This is a genomic window from Cellulomonas edaphi (assembly GCF_030362815.1).
Lineage (GTDB): Bacteria > Actinomycetota > Actinomycetes > Actinomycetales > Cellulomonadaceae > Cellulomonas > Cellulomonas edaphi.
Genome location: NZ_JAUCGR010000001.1, coordinates 744,056 through 759,389 on the forward strand (window position 1 = coordinate 744,056; position 15,334 = coordinate 759,389).

The 15,334-nt window shown below is 74.5% G+C and carries 15 protein-coding genes and 1 tRNA gene; 8 read left to right on the forward strand and 8 right to left on the reverse strand.

From position 1 onward, the window contains the following. The first annotated feature begins 27 nt into the window (after positions 1-27). The 5 genes from QRT05_RS03490 to QRT05_RS03510 all read left to right on the forward strand — a co-directional run bounded on the left by QRT05_RS03490 (position 28) and on the right by QRT05_RS03510 (position 4,649). A complete protein-coding gene (locus tag QRT05_RS03490) occupies positions 28-1,032 on the forward strand; it encodes a Gfo/Idh/MocA family protein (RefSeq protein ID WP_289445305.1) in 1,005 nt (334 codons plus the stop codon). 130 nt (positions 1,033-1,162) lie between these two features. Further along, positions 1,163-1,783, forward strand: coding sequence for a dTMP kinase (tmk, locus tag QRT05_RS03495; RefSeq protein WP_289446108.1), 621 nt, complete (start codon positions 1,163-1,165; stop codon positions 1,781-1,783). Continuing rightward, on the forward strand, positions 1,780-2,916 hold the full coding sequence (locus tag QRT05_RS03500; RefSeq protein ID WP_289445307.1) for a DNA polymerase III subunit delta': 1,137 nt from the start codon (positions 1,780-1,782) through the stop codon (positions 2,914-2,916). Before tmk ends, QRT05_RS03500 begins: the two co-directional genes overlap by 4 nt. A 50-nt stretch (positions 2,917-2,966) precedes the next feature. Next, positions 2,967-4,502, forward strand: coding sequence for an alpha/beta hydrolase (locus QRT05_RS03505; RefSeq protein ID WP_289445309.1), 1,536 nt, complete (start codon positions 2,967-2,969; stop codon positions 4,500-4,502). A gap of 71 nt (positions 4,503-4,573) precedes the next feature. After that, a tRNA-Thr gene (locus tag QRT05_RS03510) sits at positions 4,574-4,649 on the forward strand. Between the two features lie 107 nt (positions 4,650-4,756). Here QRT05_RS03510 and QRT05_RS03515 read toward each other — a convergent pair. Next, the gene (locus tag QRT05_RS03515) at positions 4,757-5,239 is read right to left on the reverse strand and encodes an ATP-binding protein (protein ID WP_326522629.1); all 483 of its coding nucleotides are present in this window, start codon (positions 5,237-5,239) and stop codon (positions 4,757-4,759) included. 21 nt (positions 5,240-5,260) lie between these two features. Next, positions 5,261-5,599, reverse strand: coding sequence for an STAS domain-containing protein (locus QRT05_RS03520; RefSeq protein WP_289445311.1), 339 nt, complete (start codon positions 5,597-5,599; stop codon positions 5,261-5,263). Between the two features lie 271 nt (positions 5,600-5,870). On the opposite strand from QRT05_RS03520, the gene QRT05_RS03525 reads away from it, so the two are divergent. Further along, positions 5,871-6,395, forward strand: a complete 525-nt coding sequence (locus QRT05_RS03525; RefSeq protein WP_289445313.1) for a PH domain-containing protein — start codon at positions 5,871-5,873, stop codon at positions 6,393-6,395. A gap of 5 nt (positions 6,396-6,400) precedes the next feature. On the opposite strand, the gene QRT05_RS03530 is transcribed toward QRT05_RS03525, so the two are convergent. After that, complete coding sequence (locus tag QRT05_RS03530; RefSeq protein ID WP_289445315.1) at positions 6,401-6,844, reverse strand: hypothetical protein; 444 nt, start codon at positions 6,842-6,844, stop codon at positions 6,401-6,403. Between the two features lie 414 nt (positions 6,845-7,258). On the opposite strand from QRT05_RS03530, the gene QRT05_RS03535 reads away from it, so the two are divergent. After that, entirely contained in the window at positions 7,259-8,101 is an 843-nt protein-coding gene (locus tag QRT05_RS03535; protein ID WP_407650290.1) for a patatin-like phospholipase family protein, read from the forward strand. 37 nt (positions 8,102-8,138) lie between these two features. Beyond that, positions 8,139-8,432 (forward strand): hypothetical protein, encoded by a 294-nt coding sequence (locus QRT05_RS03540; RefSeq protein WP_289445319.1) that lies wholly within the window; start codon positions 8,139-8,141, stop codon positions 8,430-8,432. A 45-nt stretch (positions 8,433-8,477) separates the two neighbouring features. Here the strand turns inward: QRT05_RS03540 and QRT05_RS03545 are convergent, their stop codons facing one another. From QRT05_RS03545 to QRT05_RS03565, 5 genes are all read right to left on the reverse strand, one after another. After that, positions 8,478-9,422 carry a DUF3806 domain-containing protein gene (locus QRT05_RS03545; protein WP_289445321.1) on the reverse strand — a complete coding sequence of 315 codons (945 nt, stop codon included), beginning with the start codon at positions 9,420-9,422 and terminating at the stop codon, positions 8,478-8,480. A 132-nt stretch (positions 9,423-9,554) separates the two neighbouring features. Continuing rightward, positions 9,555-10,982, reverse strand: a complete 1,428-nt coding sequence (locus tag QRT05_RS03550; RefSeq protein WP_289445323.1) for a DHA2 family efflux MFS transporter permease subunit — start codon at positions 10,980-10,982, stop codon at positions 9,555-9,557. Next, the gene (locus QRT05_RS03555) at positions 10,966-12,033 is read right to left on the reverse strand and encodes a DNA polymerase domain-containing protein (protein WP_289445326.1); all 1,068 of its coding nucleotides are present in this window, start codon (positions 12,031-12,033) and stop codon (positions 10,966-10,968) included. Before QRT05_RS03555 ends, QRT05_RS03550 begins: the two co-directional genes overlap by 17 nt. Positions 12,034-12,073: 40 nt before the next feature. Next, positions 12,074-14,965, reverse strand: coding sequence for a helix-turn-helix transcriptional regulator (locus QRT05_RS03560; protein WP_289445328.1), 2,892 nt, complete (start codon positions 14,963-14,965; stop codon positions 12,074-12,076). Further along, the gene (locus tag QRT05_RS03565) at positions 14,947-15,135 is read right to left on the reverse strand and encodes a hypothetical protein (protein ID WP_289445330.1); all 189 of its coding nucleotides are present in this window, start codon (positions 15,133-15,135) and stop codon (positions 14,947-14,949) included. Before QRT05_RS03565 ends, QRT05_RS03560 begins: the two co-directional genes overlap by 19 nt. Positions 15,136-15,334: the final 199 nt, after the last annotated feature.

The window sequence follows — 15,334 nt, forward strand, 5'->3', positions numbered from 1 at the left end:
GCCCCACCGTACGGATAGGTTGACCGCATGGCTCGCACTCCCGACCCCCGTACCGCACCTCCGATCCGCTGGGGCATCCTCGGCGCCGGGGGCATCGCCTCCGTCTTCGCCAGCGGCGTCACGCAGCACACGCGCGCCCAGCTGGTCGCCGTCGGATCCCGCAACCGTGACCGGGCCGAGCGCTTCGCCACCGCGCACGGCATCCCGACCACGCACGTGGGCTACCGGGAGCTCGTCGAGGACCCGCAGGTCGATGCCGTGTACGTCGCGACGCCGCACTCCGAGCACCGCGAGCACGCGCTGCTCGCGATCAGGGCCGGCAAGCACGTGCTCGTCGAGAAGGCGTTCACGCGCAACGAGGCCGAGGCGCGCGAGGTGTTCGACGCGGCGCGGGCGGCCGGCGTGTTCGTGATGGAGGCGATGTGGACGCGGTTCCTGCCGCACGTCGACGCGCTGCACCAGGTCATCGACGCGGGCGAGATCGGCGAGATCGTCAACCTGTCCGCGGACCACGGCCAGTTCATGGCGTTCGACCCGGCCTCGCGCCTGTACGACCCGAACCTCGCGGGAGGGGCGCTGCTGGACCTGGGCGTGTACCCGGTCGCGTTCGCACACGACTTCCTGGGCGTCCCGGACTCCGTCACCGCGGTGGGCACGCTCACCGACACGGGCGTCGACGGGCAGATCTCGATGGTGCTGTCCTACGGCCGGCGGACGCTGGCCACGCTCGCGACGACGCTGTGGGCCAAGACGCCGACCATCGCGACGATCTCCGGCACGGAGGGCTTCATCTCCGTCGCGGGCGACTTCTACGGGCCCACGTCGTTCCGCGTGCAGCGCCGCGACGGGCGCATCTGGGAGTTCGACCAGCCCGGCCCCAAGGGCCTGCAGTTCGAGGCGGCCGAGGTCGCGCGCCGCGTCGCCGAGGGTGTGCTCGAGAGCCCGCGCATGACGTGGCAGGGCACGCTCGACGTGATGCGGACCATGGACACCATCCGCTCCCAGGTGGGCGTCGTCTACCCGGGCGAGTGATGCCGGCTCCCGTCCGGCGGGCAGCGTTCTGCCCGCCGGGCGGGAAGTTCGCTGCCCACCCGATGACGTCAGCCCGTGGGTGCGCCGACGGTGGACGGGTGGCCGGGCGGTGTGGGCACGCGCGGCTACTCTGTCGCACGTGACGTCACCAGGCCTGTTCGTGTCCCTCGAGGGTGGGGACGGTGCGGGCAAGTCGACCCAGGCGCACAAGCTGCGGGACTGGCTGGTGGCCGCGGGCCGCGAGGTGGTGCTGACGCGCGAGCCCGGGGGCACGCAGCTCGGCAGGACGCTGCGCGACGCGGTGCTGCACGGCGAGGACGTCGACGCCCGCACCGAGGCGCTCCTGTACGCCACCGACCGTGCTCACCACGTCGCGTCGCTGGTGCGGCCCGCCCTGGAGCGCGGCGCCGTCGTCGTCACCGACCGGTACCTCGACTCTTCGGTGGCGTACCAGGGCAGCGGCCGGGACCTGGGCGCCGACGAGGTCGAGCGCCTGTCGATGTGGGCCACGGGCGGGCTGCTGCCCGCGCTCACCGTGCTCCTCGACCTGGACCCCGTGGAGGGGCAGCGACGCCTGACGGGCGCGCCCGACCGTCTCGAGCGCGCCGGGGACGACTTCCACCGCCGCACCCGGCAGGCGTTCCTGGACCGCGCGGCCGCCGACCCGGCCCGCTGGCTCGTGCTCGACGCCTCCCGCGGGCCGGACGAGCTGGCCACCGCCGTCCGTGCGCGCGTCGAGGGGCTGCTGTGAGCGTCTGGGACGACGTGGTGGGCCAGGAGCCGACGGTCGAGGTGCTGCGCGCCGCGGTCGCCGACGCCGCGGCCATGACGCACGCCTGGCTGCTGACGGGCCCGCCGGGTTCCGGGCGCTCGAACGCGGCTCGTGCGTTCGCGGCGGCGCTGCAGTGCGCCGACGACGGTTGCGGGCACTGCCACGACTGCCTCACCACGCTGCACGGCACCCACCCGGACGTCACCGTGGTGGCCACGGAGGGCGTGTTCATCCGGGCCGAGGTGGCTCGTCCGCTCGTCGAGCTCGCGCAGCGCGCGCCGTCCCAGGGCCGCTGGCGCGTGATCATCGTCGAGGACGCCGACCGGCTCAACGACACGAGCGGCAACGCGCTGCTCAAGGCCATCGAGGAGCCGGCGGCCCGCACGGTGTGGATGCTGTGCGCCCCCAGCCCGCAGGACGTGCTGGTCACCCTTCGCTCGCGCAGCCGGTCCGTCGCTCTGCGCGTGCCGCCGGTCGATGCGGTGGCCGCGCTGCTGGTCAGCCGCGACGGCGTCGCGCCCGAGGTCGCCGCCGTCGCCGCGCGTGCGGCGCAGTCGCACGTCGGCATCGCCCGACGCCTCGCGCGGGACCCTGAGGCTCGGGCCCGCCGGGACGCCGTGCTGTCGGTCGCGGCGCGCATCCGCGGCGTGGGCGACGCGGTCCTCGCGGCGGGTGACCTCGTCGCGACCGCGCAGGCCGACGCGAAGGCGGCGACGGAGGAGCGTGACGCCGACGAGCGCGCCGCGCTGCTGCGCTCGCTCGGCGCGGAGGGGGCGGCCACGCTCCCGCCCGCCGTCCGCTCGCAGGTCAAGACGCTCGAGGAGGAGCAGAAGCGTCGCGCGACCCGCGCGCAGCGCGACGTCCTCGACCGCGCCATGGTCGACCTGCTGTCGCTGTACCGCGACGTGCTCGTGGTCCAGCTCGGCGCCGACGTGGAGCTGGTCAACACCGAGCACGCGGAGGACGTGCGGCGGTTGGCCCGGAGCAGCACGGCGGAGCAGACGCTGCGCCGCATGGACGCCGTGGGCCAGGCCCGCACGCGCCTGGCGGGGAACGTCGCGCCGCTGCTCGCGGTGGAGGCGATGACGATCGCGCTGCGACCGCAGGGCTGAGGCCTCCGCGCGGTTCCCGGCTTGTCAGGATCGCGCACTACCCTCGTCGCATGCCGACCCCTCGCGCGCTGCGCCCCCTCGTCGTCCTGGTCGGCATCGCGGCCCTCGTGCTGGCCGGCTGCGCCCCGGGGAAGAACCAGGTCACCGCCCCGGCCTCGTCGGCGAGCGCGTCCTCGTCGGTCCCCGCGCAGGACTACGGCGACCTCGCCGACTTCTACGGGCAGCAGCTCGACTGGACGACGTGCGACGCGGGCGAGTGCTCGAAGGTGACCGTGCCGCTCGACTACGACGACCCGTCGGGCCCCACGATCAGCCTGGCGATCTCGCGGCACGCCGCGGAGGGGACGCCGATCGGCTCGCTGCTCATGAACCCGGGCGGCCCCGGCGCCTCCGGCATCGACTTCCTCGAGTCGTTCCTGGGCGAGGCGACCAGCAAGCTCAAGAAGAACTACGACCTGGTCGGGTTCGACCCGCGGGGGATCCAGCGCTCGGCGCCCATCACCTGCGTCGACCCGGAGGAGATGGACCGGATCATCGCGCTCGACCCCGACACCTCCACGGATGCGGGCCTGCAGGCGATGATCGACGAGAGCGCGACCTTCTCCAAGGAGTGCGTCAACCGCTCGGGCGACGTCTTCGGCCACGTCGACACGATCAGCGCGGCCAAGGACCTCGACATCATGCGGGCCGCCCTCGGCGACGACCAGCTGCACTACCTGGGCTTCTCGTACGGGACCAAGCTGGGCGCGACGTACGCCGCGCTCTTCCCGAAGACCGCGGGGCGGCTGGTGCTCGACGGCGCGCTCGACCCCACGCTCTCCGAGGGCGAGATCGAGTCGGGCCAGGCCGGCGGGTTCGAGAACGCGTTGCGCGCCTACGTGGCCGACTGCCTCAAGGGCAGCTCGTGCCCGCTCACGGGCTCGGTCGACGACGGGATGACGCAGATCCGGGCGCTGCTCGACCGCGCGAAGGTGAACCCGCTGCCGACCGGCACGGACCGTGACCTGACCCAGTCGCTGACGTTCTCCGGCATCGCGGTGACCCTGTACTCGCAGAGCTACTGGGCCGCGCTGACGCAGGGCCTCGCCGCGGCGATCCACGACAACGACGGCTCGATCCTGCTGTCCTTCGCCGACGTCTACTACGACCGCGACGAGGACGGCACGTACTCCACCAACTCGACCGAGGCGTTCCGTGCGGTGAACTGCCTCGACGACCGCAGCGACCCGGACTTCGACGTCATGCGCGCCGAGGCCGCCCAGATCCAGAAGGTGGCCCCCACCGTCGGCTCGTTCTTCTCCTACGGGGCCACGGGCTGCGCGGACTGGGCGGTCCCCGAGGTCGGCGGCCTCGACGACTACAGCGCGAAGGGAGCACCGCCGGTGCTCGTCGTGGGCACCACCAACGACCCCGCGACGCCGTACGCGTGGGCCCAGTCGCTCGCGCAGACGCTGACGTCGGGCGTGCTCCTGACCTACGAGGGGGAGGGCCACACGGCCTACCGGGCGAGCAACACGTGCATCGCGAAGGTGGTCGACGCGTACCTGGTGGACGGGAAGGTCCCCGACGACGGCACCCGCTGCTGACTCCGCTTTGGACCTGCCCGTCCGGGCGGGTACAGTGGGCGCGCTCGCCGGGTCCTTCGGGCCCCGACGATGCCGCCTTAGCTCAGTCGGCAGAGCGTCTCACTCGTAATGAGAAGGTCAAGAGTTCGATTCTCTTAGGCGGCTCCACCACGAAGGCCCCGACCAGCGGAAACGCTGGTGCGGGGCCTTCGTCGTGAAGCGCGGCGAGACACGGACCGGGCGGGCGCCGGGTGCGCGGCCCGCCGGCGCCTCGGTCACCCCGCAGCGTGCGGGTTCCGCGGTCCGGGGACGGTTCCCTCCTCGCGCACGACCTCGAACCAGACGGTCTTGCCCCCGTCGGTGTGCGGCTGCACTCCCCAGGCGTCGGCCAGCCGGTCGATCAGCAGCACCCCGCGCCCGCTGAGCGCGGTCGGCGGGGGAGTGCGCAGCACGGGCAGGGCATCGCTGTCGTCGCGGACGCTGACGCGGAGCGTGGCACCCGTCGGGTCGAGACTGACCTGGACGGCGCCCGCGGGCGGGCCGTGCATGACCGCGTTGGTGACCGCCTCCGTGACGAGAAGCTCCACGGTGTGCACGGAGTGCGGGGCGAAACCGTGCACGCGCGCCTGCTCCGCCGCCCAGTGGCGGGCGTGCGGAATGGCAGAGGGGTGAGCGATGAAACGCACGGACGTGCTCCCGGAAGACAGGTGCGAGATCCGCACCCGGCACATCATGTGCCCTGACGAGGCCGTGCGCATGCCGGCACGACGGCCGCACGGTCATACGTGCAGAATGTTCACCTTCGAGGCGGCGGCCAGCCCGCACGCCTCGAGGGTGCGGCGGACGGCCTCGTTCGCTCCGCGGACCGAGAACGCGCCCGCCGGAGCGGCCGCTCGCAGCGCGACCAGGGCGTCGGCGGCCCACGCGCCGAAGAACGTCACCTCGCTGAGGTCGACCGCCAGCGGCAGCCCTCGAGCCTCGACGAGCGCGGGCAGCGGCGCGAAGTGGTCGGCGAGCGACATGTCGAGCTCGCCCGCGAAGGTGACGAGGAGCTCGGCGTCGGACGCGGTCGCCCGTATCCCCGAGCACGGGGTAGGGACGGCTGACGTGTCGTTCATGGTGACGATCCTTCGGGGACCAGCGACGGTCCGGCTGCTGCGAGCCGTTCATCTAAGACGGTCCACTCGAAGGTGAGCAGGCTCAGAAAGCCGACGACCCCTTCACCATGCGCCCTGCTGTCAAGTGCTGGCGTCCCGTGGCTCGGATGTCGCGCGCCTGGTCGACGAGGCGAAGTGCCCGGTGCGCCGGTCGCGAGATCCCGTGCGCGCCCGCCCTCAGGTGGGATGCTGCCGTCGACGCGATGTACCGGGCACCCCGACGAGGAGATCCGTGAGCTACCCCCAGGACGTCCTGACCGACGGCGAGCAGGTGGTCGTCCACAACCACCCGCACATCAAGGCGCTCGTCGGCCGAGGACTGCTGCTGCTGCTCGCGACGGTCCTGTGCGGCTGGGGTGCCGCCTGGGCGGGCACGAGCGACTCGGTCGACGGCGCGCGGACGCCGCTGCAGATCGCGCTGACCGTGGTGTGGCTCGTGGTCCTCGTGCTGTTCCTGCTCCGGCTGATCAGCTGGGCGACGACCCACTTCGTCATCACCGACCGCCGCGTGATGTTCCGCAAGGGGGTGCTGACGCGCTCCGGCATCGACATCCCGGTGCGCCGCATCAACTCCGTGCAGTTCCGCCACGGGCTCATCGACCGGATGCTGCGCACGGGCACGCTCATCATCGAGTCCGCCTCCGACGACCCCCTCGAGTTCGACGACATCCCCCGGGTCGAGCGGGTTCACGCTCTGCTCTACGCCCGCCTCGAGGACACCCTGGACGGCGAGGACGAACCGATCGCGCCGCGCTGATCCCCTCAGTACTCGAGCGGCCGCTCGAGGTAGGCCCACGGACCGTTGACAGACACGAGGCGCCAGCCCGCGGCTGCGTGCTCGGCGAGCGCAGCCTCGACGACCGGCGCGAAAGACGGAGCCCGGTCGTCGTCGGGCAGGCGAAGGAGCCGGTACTCGACGACGGGACCGGCAGCCGTGGCGAGGACCAGGAGCTCGGACAGTCGCTGCGAGATCGCGACCAGGGACGCGTAGACCTGCACGGCCGAGCGCGTGCCGACGAGGTCGGGGTCGGTGCCTTCCAGCAGCAGCGTGCCGTGGTCGGCGTCATGGGCCGTCCACGGGCCGGCGAGCGCGCCCGTGGGGTCACCCGCGAATCTCACCAGCACGGCGGTGTCGCCGACGGTGGCCGTGAACGCCCGGCCGCCCTGGTCGGCGTCGGCGGGCTTCCACGCGGGTGTGGTGGTCAACGGTCCCTCCCGGGGGCATGGTTCGGCGTGCTGGGCATCCTGACGCCCCCGATGGCGCCGGACAAAGGCCTGTGGCCGCGCCCGTGCCGCATGCTAGCGTCGCCGCGAATCGTCGACCGCTGGTCGTCGACCGTCGATCGTCGACCGTCCTGAGGAGGTGAGCCCCGTGAATGCAGTTCCCGCCCCCGGCGCTCCCTGTCAGGCACGACCGCGCGACTGAACCCGTCGCAGCCATGGGAGCCCTCCGGTTCATCGTGAAAGGCCACCCCCATGGACACCACTCCTTCCTCGGTCCGCGCCGCGACGTCCGCCGTCGGCCCCGCGACGTCCGCCGTCCGCCCCGCGCCGTCCTCGGTCCGCTCCGCGACGCCTGATGCCAGCCCTCGGCCGCCTCTCACTCCTGAACGGGCGCTCGTGCTCGGCGGAGGCGGGTCGACCGGCAACGCCTGGCTGATCGGCGTCGTCGCCGGCCTGTACGAGGCGGGGCTCGACGTGACGCAGGCCGACCTCCTGGTCGGTACGTCCGCGGGCGCGACAGCCGCTGCGCAGCTCACCGCCGCGGACCCGCCCGCCCTGTTCGCCCAGATCGTCGACGCGCAGGTCCCGCAGCGGTCTGGGGCAGCCGGCGCAGCGCGCGGACCCGTGGTCGACCACCTCGCCCGGACGCGGGAGATCATCGACGCCTCCAGCGATGCCGCCGACATGCGCCGCCGGCTCGGTGCCGCGGCGCTCGACCTGGAGCCGGACGGCTCTCGCAGTGCGCGGTGGCGCGCCATCGTGGCCGCGCGGCTGCCCCGCCAGGAGTGGCCCGCGCGCCGGGTGATCCTCACGGCCGTCGACGCCGTGACGGGCGCGCCCGTGGTGTTCGACGCGACGAGCGGGGTCGATCTCGCGGACGCCGTCGCGGCCAGCTGTTCGAGCGGCGCGGCGTACCGCATCGGTGACGGCCGGTTCATCGACGGCGGCTACCGGCGCAACGAGAACGCCGACCTCGCGGCCGGGCACGCGCGCGTGCTGGTCCTGTCGCCCTTCGGTGGCCGGTCGAGGCACCCGTCCGCCTGGGGCAGCGACCTCGCGACCCAGGTCGAGGAGCTGCGGGCGCAGGGGAGCACCGTGGAGACGCTGTTCCCGGGTGCCGCGGCCGAGCACCTGTTCGGCGTCGACGCGATGGATCCGACGCTGCGCACGCCGGCCGCGCTGGCCGGCTACGAGCAGGGCCTCGCCCGCGCCGGGGCGCTCGCCGGCTTCTGGGCCTGAGGTCCGCCGGCGCTCCGCCGCCCGGCAGGATGGGCGCATGCCGTCGTATCGCGTGAGCGCCGCCGTCGGGCTGCTGCAGCCCGGGACCGACGCCGCGCAGGTGCTGCCGGAGGCGGTGGCCGTCGCCGAGCAGCGCGTGGTGGTCGAGGCGTTCGACCTGGCCGTGGTGCGGGGCGAGGCCCGCGTCACGCTCCGGTTCGACGCGCCCGACGACCAGACGGCGCGGCAGGTGGGGTGGGGCGTCCTGGCGCGGCTCGACGAGCTCGCGGACATCAGCGGACGGCAGGTGACGCGGCGCTGGGGTGCGCGCTGGCTGCCGCTGCGCGCCTGAGCGCCGCGTCCGGCCGCGCCGCCCGGTCGCGACGCGGTCGTCCGGCTACAGCAGCGGGGCGCCCTGCCCGACGATGACCAGGTCGTCGACCGGAGCGGCCGCGAAGCGGTGCGCGACGACGAGCGTGGCGACGCCGCGCTCGCCGGCCTCGACGAGCACGGCCGGGGTACCGGCACCGACGTGGCCCTCGTCGTCGAGGCTCGAGACCCAGACGACCGCCGCGACCTCGGCCCCGCCGCCCGCTGCGGCGAGCCGTGCCGCGGCCTGGCTCGCGACGGGCACGAGCGCCCCCTCCGAGCCGTGCACCACGAACGCCAGCCCGGCCGGATCGGGCGACGCGCACGCCAGCTCGAGCCCCTGGTCGAGCGCTCGCAAGGCGATCATCTGGACGCGGACCGACGGCGGGACCGGCAGGTCGGCGGGGATGCGCGGCCGCGGCACGCGCGAGGAGCGCCGGCTCGGCAGGTCCGGCTGCGCCGGCTTGCGGCTCGGGAGCGGGGTCGGGACCGCGGGCGGCGCCGCGCCGGCGAGCGGCGTGGGAACAGGCGCGGGTGTGTCGGCGGCCGGCGAGTCCGCGACGGGGGACAGGTGCCGGGCGGCGGCGGCCACGTACGCGGGCACCCAGTCGCGGGCGCCGGAGATCCACCGGTCGCGGACGTCGTCGAGGGGCACCACCGCGGCACCGCCCTCGGCGAGCAGCGCGGGCGCCGGACGGTCGCTCGCGGTCCGCAGCACCCAGTGCGCGTCGTCGGCCGAGGCAAGCACGAGGTCGCCGATGCCGACGCCGAACGCGGCGAGCACGGCTTCGGGCAGCTCCGAGGAGCCCGCGGCCTCCCACCGGGCACGCTGCGTGTCGAGCAGCGCACCGAGGGCACGGGCGTCGCTCACGTCGGTCCTGCTCGCGGCGAGGAACTCCCGCAGGCGGTCGAGGTGAGCGTGCTCCGCGGGCGTGAGCGGGCGCATCCCCACGACGACCGGAGCAGGCACCATGCCGGGGAGATCGGCGTCATCGCCGTCGCCCTTGAGGCACCGTCGGGTGGTTCCACCGTATGGGTGCCTCGGGCTCCGCGCGGCCGGCCGTCGTGGACGCACCAGCGCGCACGACCGCCCGCGCCAGGAGCGTCAGCTCGCGGTGTCGATGGGCCGGACCGCGGCGGACGAGCTGGGGATGGTGGCGAACGCGACGAGCGCCCCCGCGGCCAGGAGGCCGGCGCACACCAGCATGGCCGTCCGGTTGGCGGGCGCCAGCGTCGCCGCGTCCGTGAGGGAGGAGCCGACTCCCGCGACGAGGGGCAGGACGGCGATCGCGAGCAGTCCGGCGATGCGGGCGACCGCGTTGTTCACACCGCTGGCCACGCCGGCCAGGTGGTCGGGTGCGGCAGCGAGCGCGGTCGTGGTCAGCGGCGCCACCGTGATCGACAGGCCGATGCCGAACAGGAGGATCCCCGGCAGGACGGCGGTGACGTACGGCGCGGAGGCGTCGATGCCGGCCAGCAGCGCCGCGCCGAGCGCGCACACCACCGGGCCGATGCTCATCGGCAGGCGGGGGCCGATGCGCACGGCGAGCGCGCCCATGCGGGGCGAGAGCAGCCACATGAGGACGGTGACCGGGAGGGGCGCGAGCCCCGAGGCGAGAGGCGAGTACCCCGAGACCACCTGCAACGTGACGACGACGAAGAAGAACACGCCCGACAGTGCGGCGTAGATGAGCAGGGTCGCGCCGTTCACCCCCGCGAACGGCCGCCAGCGGAACAGAGCGGGCGGGAGCAGGGGTGCGGGGTGGCGCGCCTCGACGACCACGAAGGCGATGAGCGCGAGGACCCCGCCGGCGAGCGTCGCGACGACGGCGGGGGTGGCCGAGCCGTGGTCCGTCCACGCCGTGAACCCGTAGGTGAGGCCGGCGAGCCCGAGGGCGCCGAGCACCGTGCCGCCGACGTCGAGCCGCTTGGCCGCGGAGCTGTCCATCGACTCGGGCACGTGCCGCAGGGTGACGGCGACGACGACGGCGACGAGCGGGACGTTGATCGCGAAGATCCAGCGCCAGGACGCGAGCTCGACGATCCAGCCGCCGAGGAACGGTGCGAGCGCGCCGGCCACGCCGGACAGGCCCGACCACGCGCCGATCGCCCGGGCGCGGTCCTCGCCGACGAACGTCGACTGGATGAGCGCGAGCGACCCCGGCGTCAGCAGGGCGCCGCCCACGCCCTGCAGCACGCGCGCGACGATCAGGGCCGTGATTCCCGGAGCGAGCGCGCACAGCACGGACGCGAGACCGAACCAGACCACCCCCACCAGGAACACGCGCCTGCGGCCGAACCGGTCACCCAGCGAGCCGCCGAGCAGCAGGAACGCCGCGAGCGTGAGCGCATAGCCGTTCACCGTCCACTGCAGCTGTCCCGTGGTCGCGTCCAGGTCCTCGGCGATGTGGGGCAGGGCGATCGTGACGACCGTCGCGTCGATGAAGGCGATCGCCGAACCGAGGACCGTGGCCAGCAGCACCCACCGCCCGCGCGCAGAGGCGTAGGCGGGTGCGTCAGCGGGGGCGGTCACGGTCCTTGCTGGGCTGGACGCGCTTGGGCTCGCCCGGCATCTTCGGGTACTCCGGCGGGTAGGGCAGGTCGCCGTGGCCCTCGTCGGCCGCCTGCCGGTCGGCCAGCTCGAGCAGCGACTCGATCGAGCCGCGCGGCTCGGTGTGGGCGACGAGCGGGGCGAACCGGTCGCCGACCTCCGCGAAGCGGGCGGGCATCGTCAGCACGTCGAAGTCGTCGGGGTGCACGTCGGGCACCTCGTCCCACGTCAGCGGGGCGGAGACGGTCGCGCGCGCGTTGGAGCGGATGGAGTACGCCGAGGCGATGGTGCGGTCGCGGGCCATCTGGTTGTAGTCGACGAAGATCTTCGAGCCCCGCTCCTCCTTCCACCACTTCATGGTCACCTCCTCGGGCATGCGCCGTTCGAGCTCGCGCCCCAGGGCGATCGTCGCGCGGCGCGCATCGACGAACGACCAGCGCGGCTGGATGGGCACGAAGATGTGGATCCCGCGGCCGCCCGACGTCTTGGGCGTGCCCTCCAGCCCGTGCTCGGTCAGCAGCTCGCGGACGCGGGGCGCGATGCGCGCGGCGTCGGAGAAGTCCGTGCCCGGCTGGGGATCGAGGTCGATGCGCAGCTGGTCGGGCGAGTCGACGTCCGAGGACGTCACCGGCCACGGGTGGAAGGTCAGGGTGCCCAGGTTGGCGGCCCACGCGACCACGGCGACCTCGCTCGGCGCGACCTCGTCGGCGGTCCGCCCGCTCGGGAACCCGATGCGGGAGGTCTTGACGTACTCCGGGGCGCCCGCGGGCACGCGCTTCTGGTAGAACGCGTCGCCCGACGAGTCCGCCCGGGTGGCCAGCTTGGCGCCCTCGAAGACGCCCTTCGGCCACCGCTCGAGCGTCGTGGGCCGGTCCAGCAGCGCGCCGAGGATCCCGGCCCCCACGCTGACGAAGTACTCCACGACCTGCAGCTTGGTGATGCCCCGCTCGGGGAAGTAGACCTTGTCCGGGCTGCTCACGCGCACGGTACGGCCCTCGACCTCGAGCTCCACGGCGGGCGTCTTTGTCGGCATGCTGCTCACCGTAGGCCCGGGGGCCCACACCCGCCGGGGTTCACGCGCGTCCGATGAGCCCTCGCTGGTGCGCGATCGACACCGCCTCGGCCCGACCGGACGCGCCGAGCTTGGCCAGCAGGTTGGACACGTGCACTGAGACGGTCTTGCCCGAGATGAACAGCTTCTCGCCGATCTGCCGGTTGGACAGGCCCTGCGCGACCAGCGTGAGCACCTCGGCCTCCCGTGCGGTCAGCACGTCGGCGCCCGGGTTGGGGACGCCGACGAGCGTGAGGCGACCGCGCCTCGACAGGCTGCGGAGCGCGCCCGCGAGCGGCACCGCCCCCATGTCGTCGGCCTCCGCGAGCGCGATCGCCGCGTGCTCGCGCGCGCCGTCGCGGTCGCCCTGCTCCAGCAGCGACTCGGCGAGGCGGAACCGTGTGCGCGCCAGCTCGTAGCGGTAGCCGTAGTCGAACTCGCGCAGCGCGTCCGCCCACAGCGCGGGGTCGTTGCCGGCCGGGCCGAGCAGCCGCCCGTGCTCGGCACGGGCGCGGGCCAGCCACGCGCGACCCTCGGGACCCAGGCGTCCGCCGCGCGGGCGGCCGCGCTCGGCGGTGGTCAGCGCGCGCTCCAGCAGCGCGTCGCCCACGGTGAGGCGCGGCGCGGGGTCGCGGCCCTGCAGCCGGTCCTCCGCCGCGGCGTCGGCCAGCGCGGCGAGCCCGAGCGCCGACAGCCAGATGCCGCCCAGGAAGTAGTCGGTCCACGCGCGGCCCAGGAAGTCGATGACCTGCAGGGCCATCGCGACGGCCTCGTCGTACGCCCCGCGCCACGTCAGCGCGTCGGCCGCGCAGCCTCCCGCCACGAGGGCGTGGAAGCCGTCGCGCACCCACTCGGGCTGCAGCGCCGCCGCCCGTTCGGGCACGTCGTCGTCGCCGCGCGCGGTCGCGGCGTACAGGTCCACCGCGGTGAGCGGGCCCGTGCGGTCGTCGGGCACGTCCGCGACCGGCGGCGAGGGCGAGAGGTCGCCGAGCGTGTACTCGATCAGGCGCACCGACAGGGCCAGCTCCAGGCCGTAGGTGCTCGTGCCCAGTCCCACGGACCGGGCCCGGTCGAGGCCCTCGCGGGCGAGCAGCAGCGACGGGGCGAGGTGGCCGGCGTAGAAGCGGTTGAGCGCAAGGTTGTAGGTGGTGCGCAGCTCGGTGTCGAGGTCGCACGCCTCCCGCGCGCGATCGAGTGCGGTGGCCAGGAGCGTCGCCGCGCGGTCGGCGTCGTCGACCACCAGGACGGCGAGCGTGGTGAGCGCGTCGGACTCGGCGTCGCCCGCGCCCGCCTCGCGTGCCACGCGCACGGCCTGCTCACCGGCCTCGACCGCCGCCTCGTCCTGGTCCACGTTGAGCGCGCACCGCGCGTAGGTGGCCAGCGCCCAGGCCCGGGCGGGCGTGGGGTCGTCCCCGACCGCCTCGAGCGCCCGCTCCGCCTCGAGCATGGCCTCCTCGAGGTGCTCGGCGGCCAGCAGGTGCCGAGCCAGCCGCGTGCGCAGGCCCGCCTGGCGGGGGACGTCGTCGGCGGTGTCCTCGACGGCCGCACGCGCGAGCTGCACGCACCGGTCGACGAGACCTGCCGCGCTCGCGGCCGTCGCGGCGGCGGACAGCACGGCCGCGTGGTCCTCCCCGTCCGCCGTCGCAGGCTCCCCGACGGCGTCCCACAGGCGCAGCACGGCCTCGAGGTGCCGCAGCTCCTCGGCGGGAGCGAGCACCTCGTGCGCCTGGTGCGCTGCGCTGCGGGACGCGGACCAGGCCACGGGCAGGTCGGGAGCGCGCAGCGCGTGGCTGGCGAGCTGCGACGACGGCCCGAGCGTCGGGTCGGCCTGCAGCGCGCGCAGGTACGCGCGGTGCAGCGACGACACCTCTCCCGGCAGCAGGTCGGCCGCGACGGCCTCGGCGAGCAGGGCGTGGCGGAACGCGAGGTGGTTGTCGTCCTCGACGGCGAGCACGTGGTGCGCGACGGCCTCACGCAGGGCGGCGTCGAAGCCGGCGAACCCCTCGCCGACGGCCGCGCGCAGCAGCCGCTCGTCCACCCGCCGCCCGGCCACGGACGCGACGCGCACCAGCTGCTGCACCTCCGGCTCGAGCACCTCGAGCCGGGTGCGCAGGACGTCCGCGAGGGACCACGGCAGCTCGTCGGCGTCGGCGCCCGCCTCCAGGAGCTCCTGGGCGAAGTAGGCGTTGCCCTCGGACCGGTCCGCGACGCGGCGCAGCTCCTGCTCGGCGACCGGCGACCCCGTCACCGCGACGGTGAACTCGCGCAGCTCCTCGGGCGTAAAGGGCGGCAGGTCGAGCCGCTGCACGCGGGGGTGCCGCACGAGCTCGGCCGCGGCCGGGCGCCACGGGTGCCGGCGGTGCAGGTCGTCCGTGCGGTAGCTCGCCACGACGAGCAGGTGCTGGTCGCGCAGTCGCGAGACGAGGAAGCGCAGCACGTCGCGGCTCGACGCGTCCGCCCAGTGCACGTCCTCCACGACCAGCAGCAGCGGCCGGCCCTCGGCCCCCACCGCGCCCAGCACCTCCACGAGGCCCTCGAACAGCTGCAGGCGGTTGGCCGAGCCGTCGCCCGGCGCCTGTCCGGGCATGAGGCGCGCGAGCGCGGGCCGGGCGGCGACGATCTCGTCGACCGTGTCGGGAGCCAGCGCGCGCAGCTGCGCGAGCGTCTCCGCGAACGGCAGGTAGGGCAGCCCGACGTCGCCCAGGTCGACGCAGTGCGTGACGACGACGTGCGCCCCGGACTCCGCGGCCAGCGCCGCGACGTGCTGCAGCAGCCGCGTCTTGCCCACGCCGGCGTCGGCCGCGAGCAGCACGGCTCCAGCCATGCCGGTGCCCGCGCGGTCGAGCGCCTCCACCAGCAAGGCGACCTCGTCCGCGCGGGCGACGAAAGGTGCGTTCATCGGGCCGCGTGCCATGCCCCCGATCCTCGCAGCAGCCACCGACGCGCGGTGGCGCCCGAGCCGTCGCGGCGCTTGGCGGTGCGTCGCGCCGTCCGGCGTGCGCGTGTGCCGGCCACGTCCGCGCGCATGCTCTCGCGCCGGTAGGCGAGCTCGGCGTCGAGCCCGGGTCCCCAGATCTCGTTCATCGACTTCTCCTCCGCTCGGTGGGCCGGTGCTCCGGTCCCTGCTGACACCCACGACTCTCGTCCTGAGGTCGCAGCCGGCGGATCGGACGATCGACGGGTTCTGGCGCCGAGAACGCTCTGAGGTGGTCTGAGGTACCTCAGACGGGTGTCAGTCCTGCTCCTGCGGCGCTCCCACCCGGCGGATCGCGGCGCCGTCGTG

Coding starts and splice junctions, on each gene's coding strand:
- QRT05_RS03545 (WP_289445321.1), bottom strand. CDS start 9,422: ATGGTGCCTGCTCCGGTCGTCGTGGGGATGCGCCCGCTCACGCCCGCG.
- QRT05_RS03490 (WP_289445305.1), top strand. CDS start 28: ATGGCTCGCACTCCCGACCCCCGTACCGCACCTCCGATCCGCTGGGGC.
- QRT05_RS03540 (WP_289445319.1), top strand. CDS start 8,139: ATGCCGTCGTATCGCGTGAGCGCCGCCGTCGGGCTGCTGCAGCCCGGG.
- QRT05_RS03555 (WP_289445326.1), bottom strand. CDS start 12,033: ATGCCGACAAAGACGCCCGCCGTGGAGCTCGAGGTCGAGGGCCGTACC.
- QRT05_RS03515 (WP_326522629.1), bottom strand. CDS start 5,239: ATGCGCACGGCCTCGTCAGGGCACATGATGTGCCGGGTGCGGATCTCG.
- QRT05_RS03520 (WP_289445311.1), bottom strand. CDS start 5,599: ATGAACGACACGTCAGCCGTCCCTACCCCGTGCTCGGGGATACGGGCG.
- QRT05_RS03505 (WP_289445309.1), top strand. CDS start 2,967: ATGCCGACCCCTCGCGCGCTGCGCCCCCTCGTCGTCCTGGTCGGCATC.
- QRT05_RS03560 (WP_289445328.1), bottom strand. CDS start 14,965: ATGGCACGCGGCCCGATGAACGCACCTTTCGTCGCCCGCGCGGACGAG.
- QRT05_RS03565 (WP_289445330.1), bottom strand. CDS start 15,135: ATGAACGAGATCTGGGGACCCGGGCTCGACGCCGAGCTCGCCTACCGG.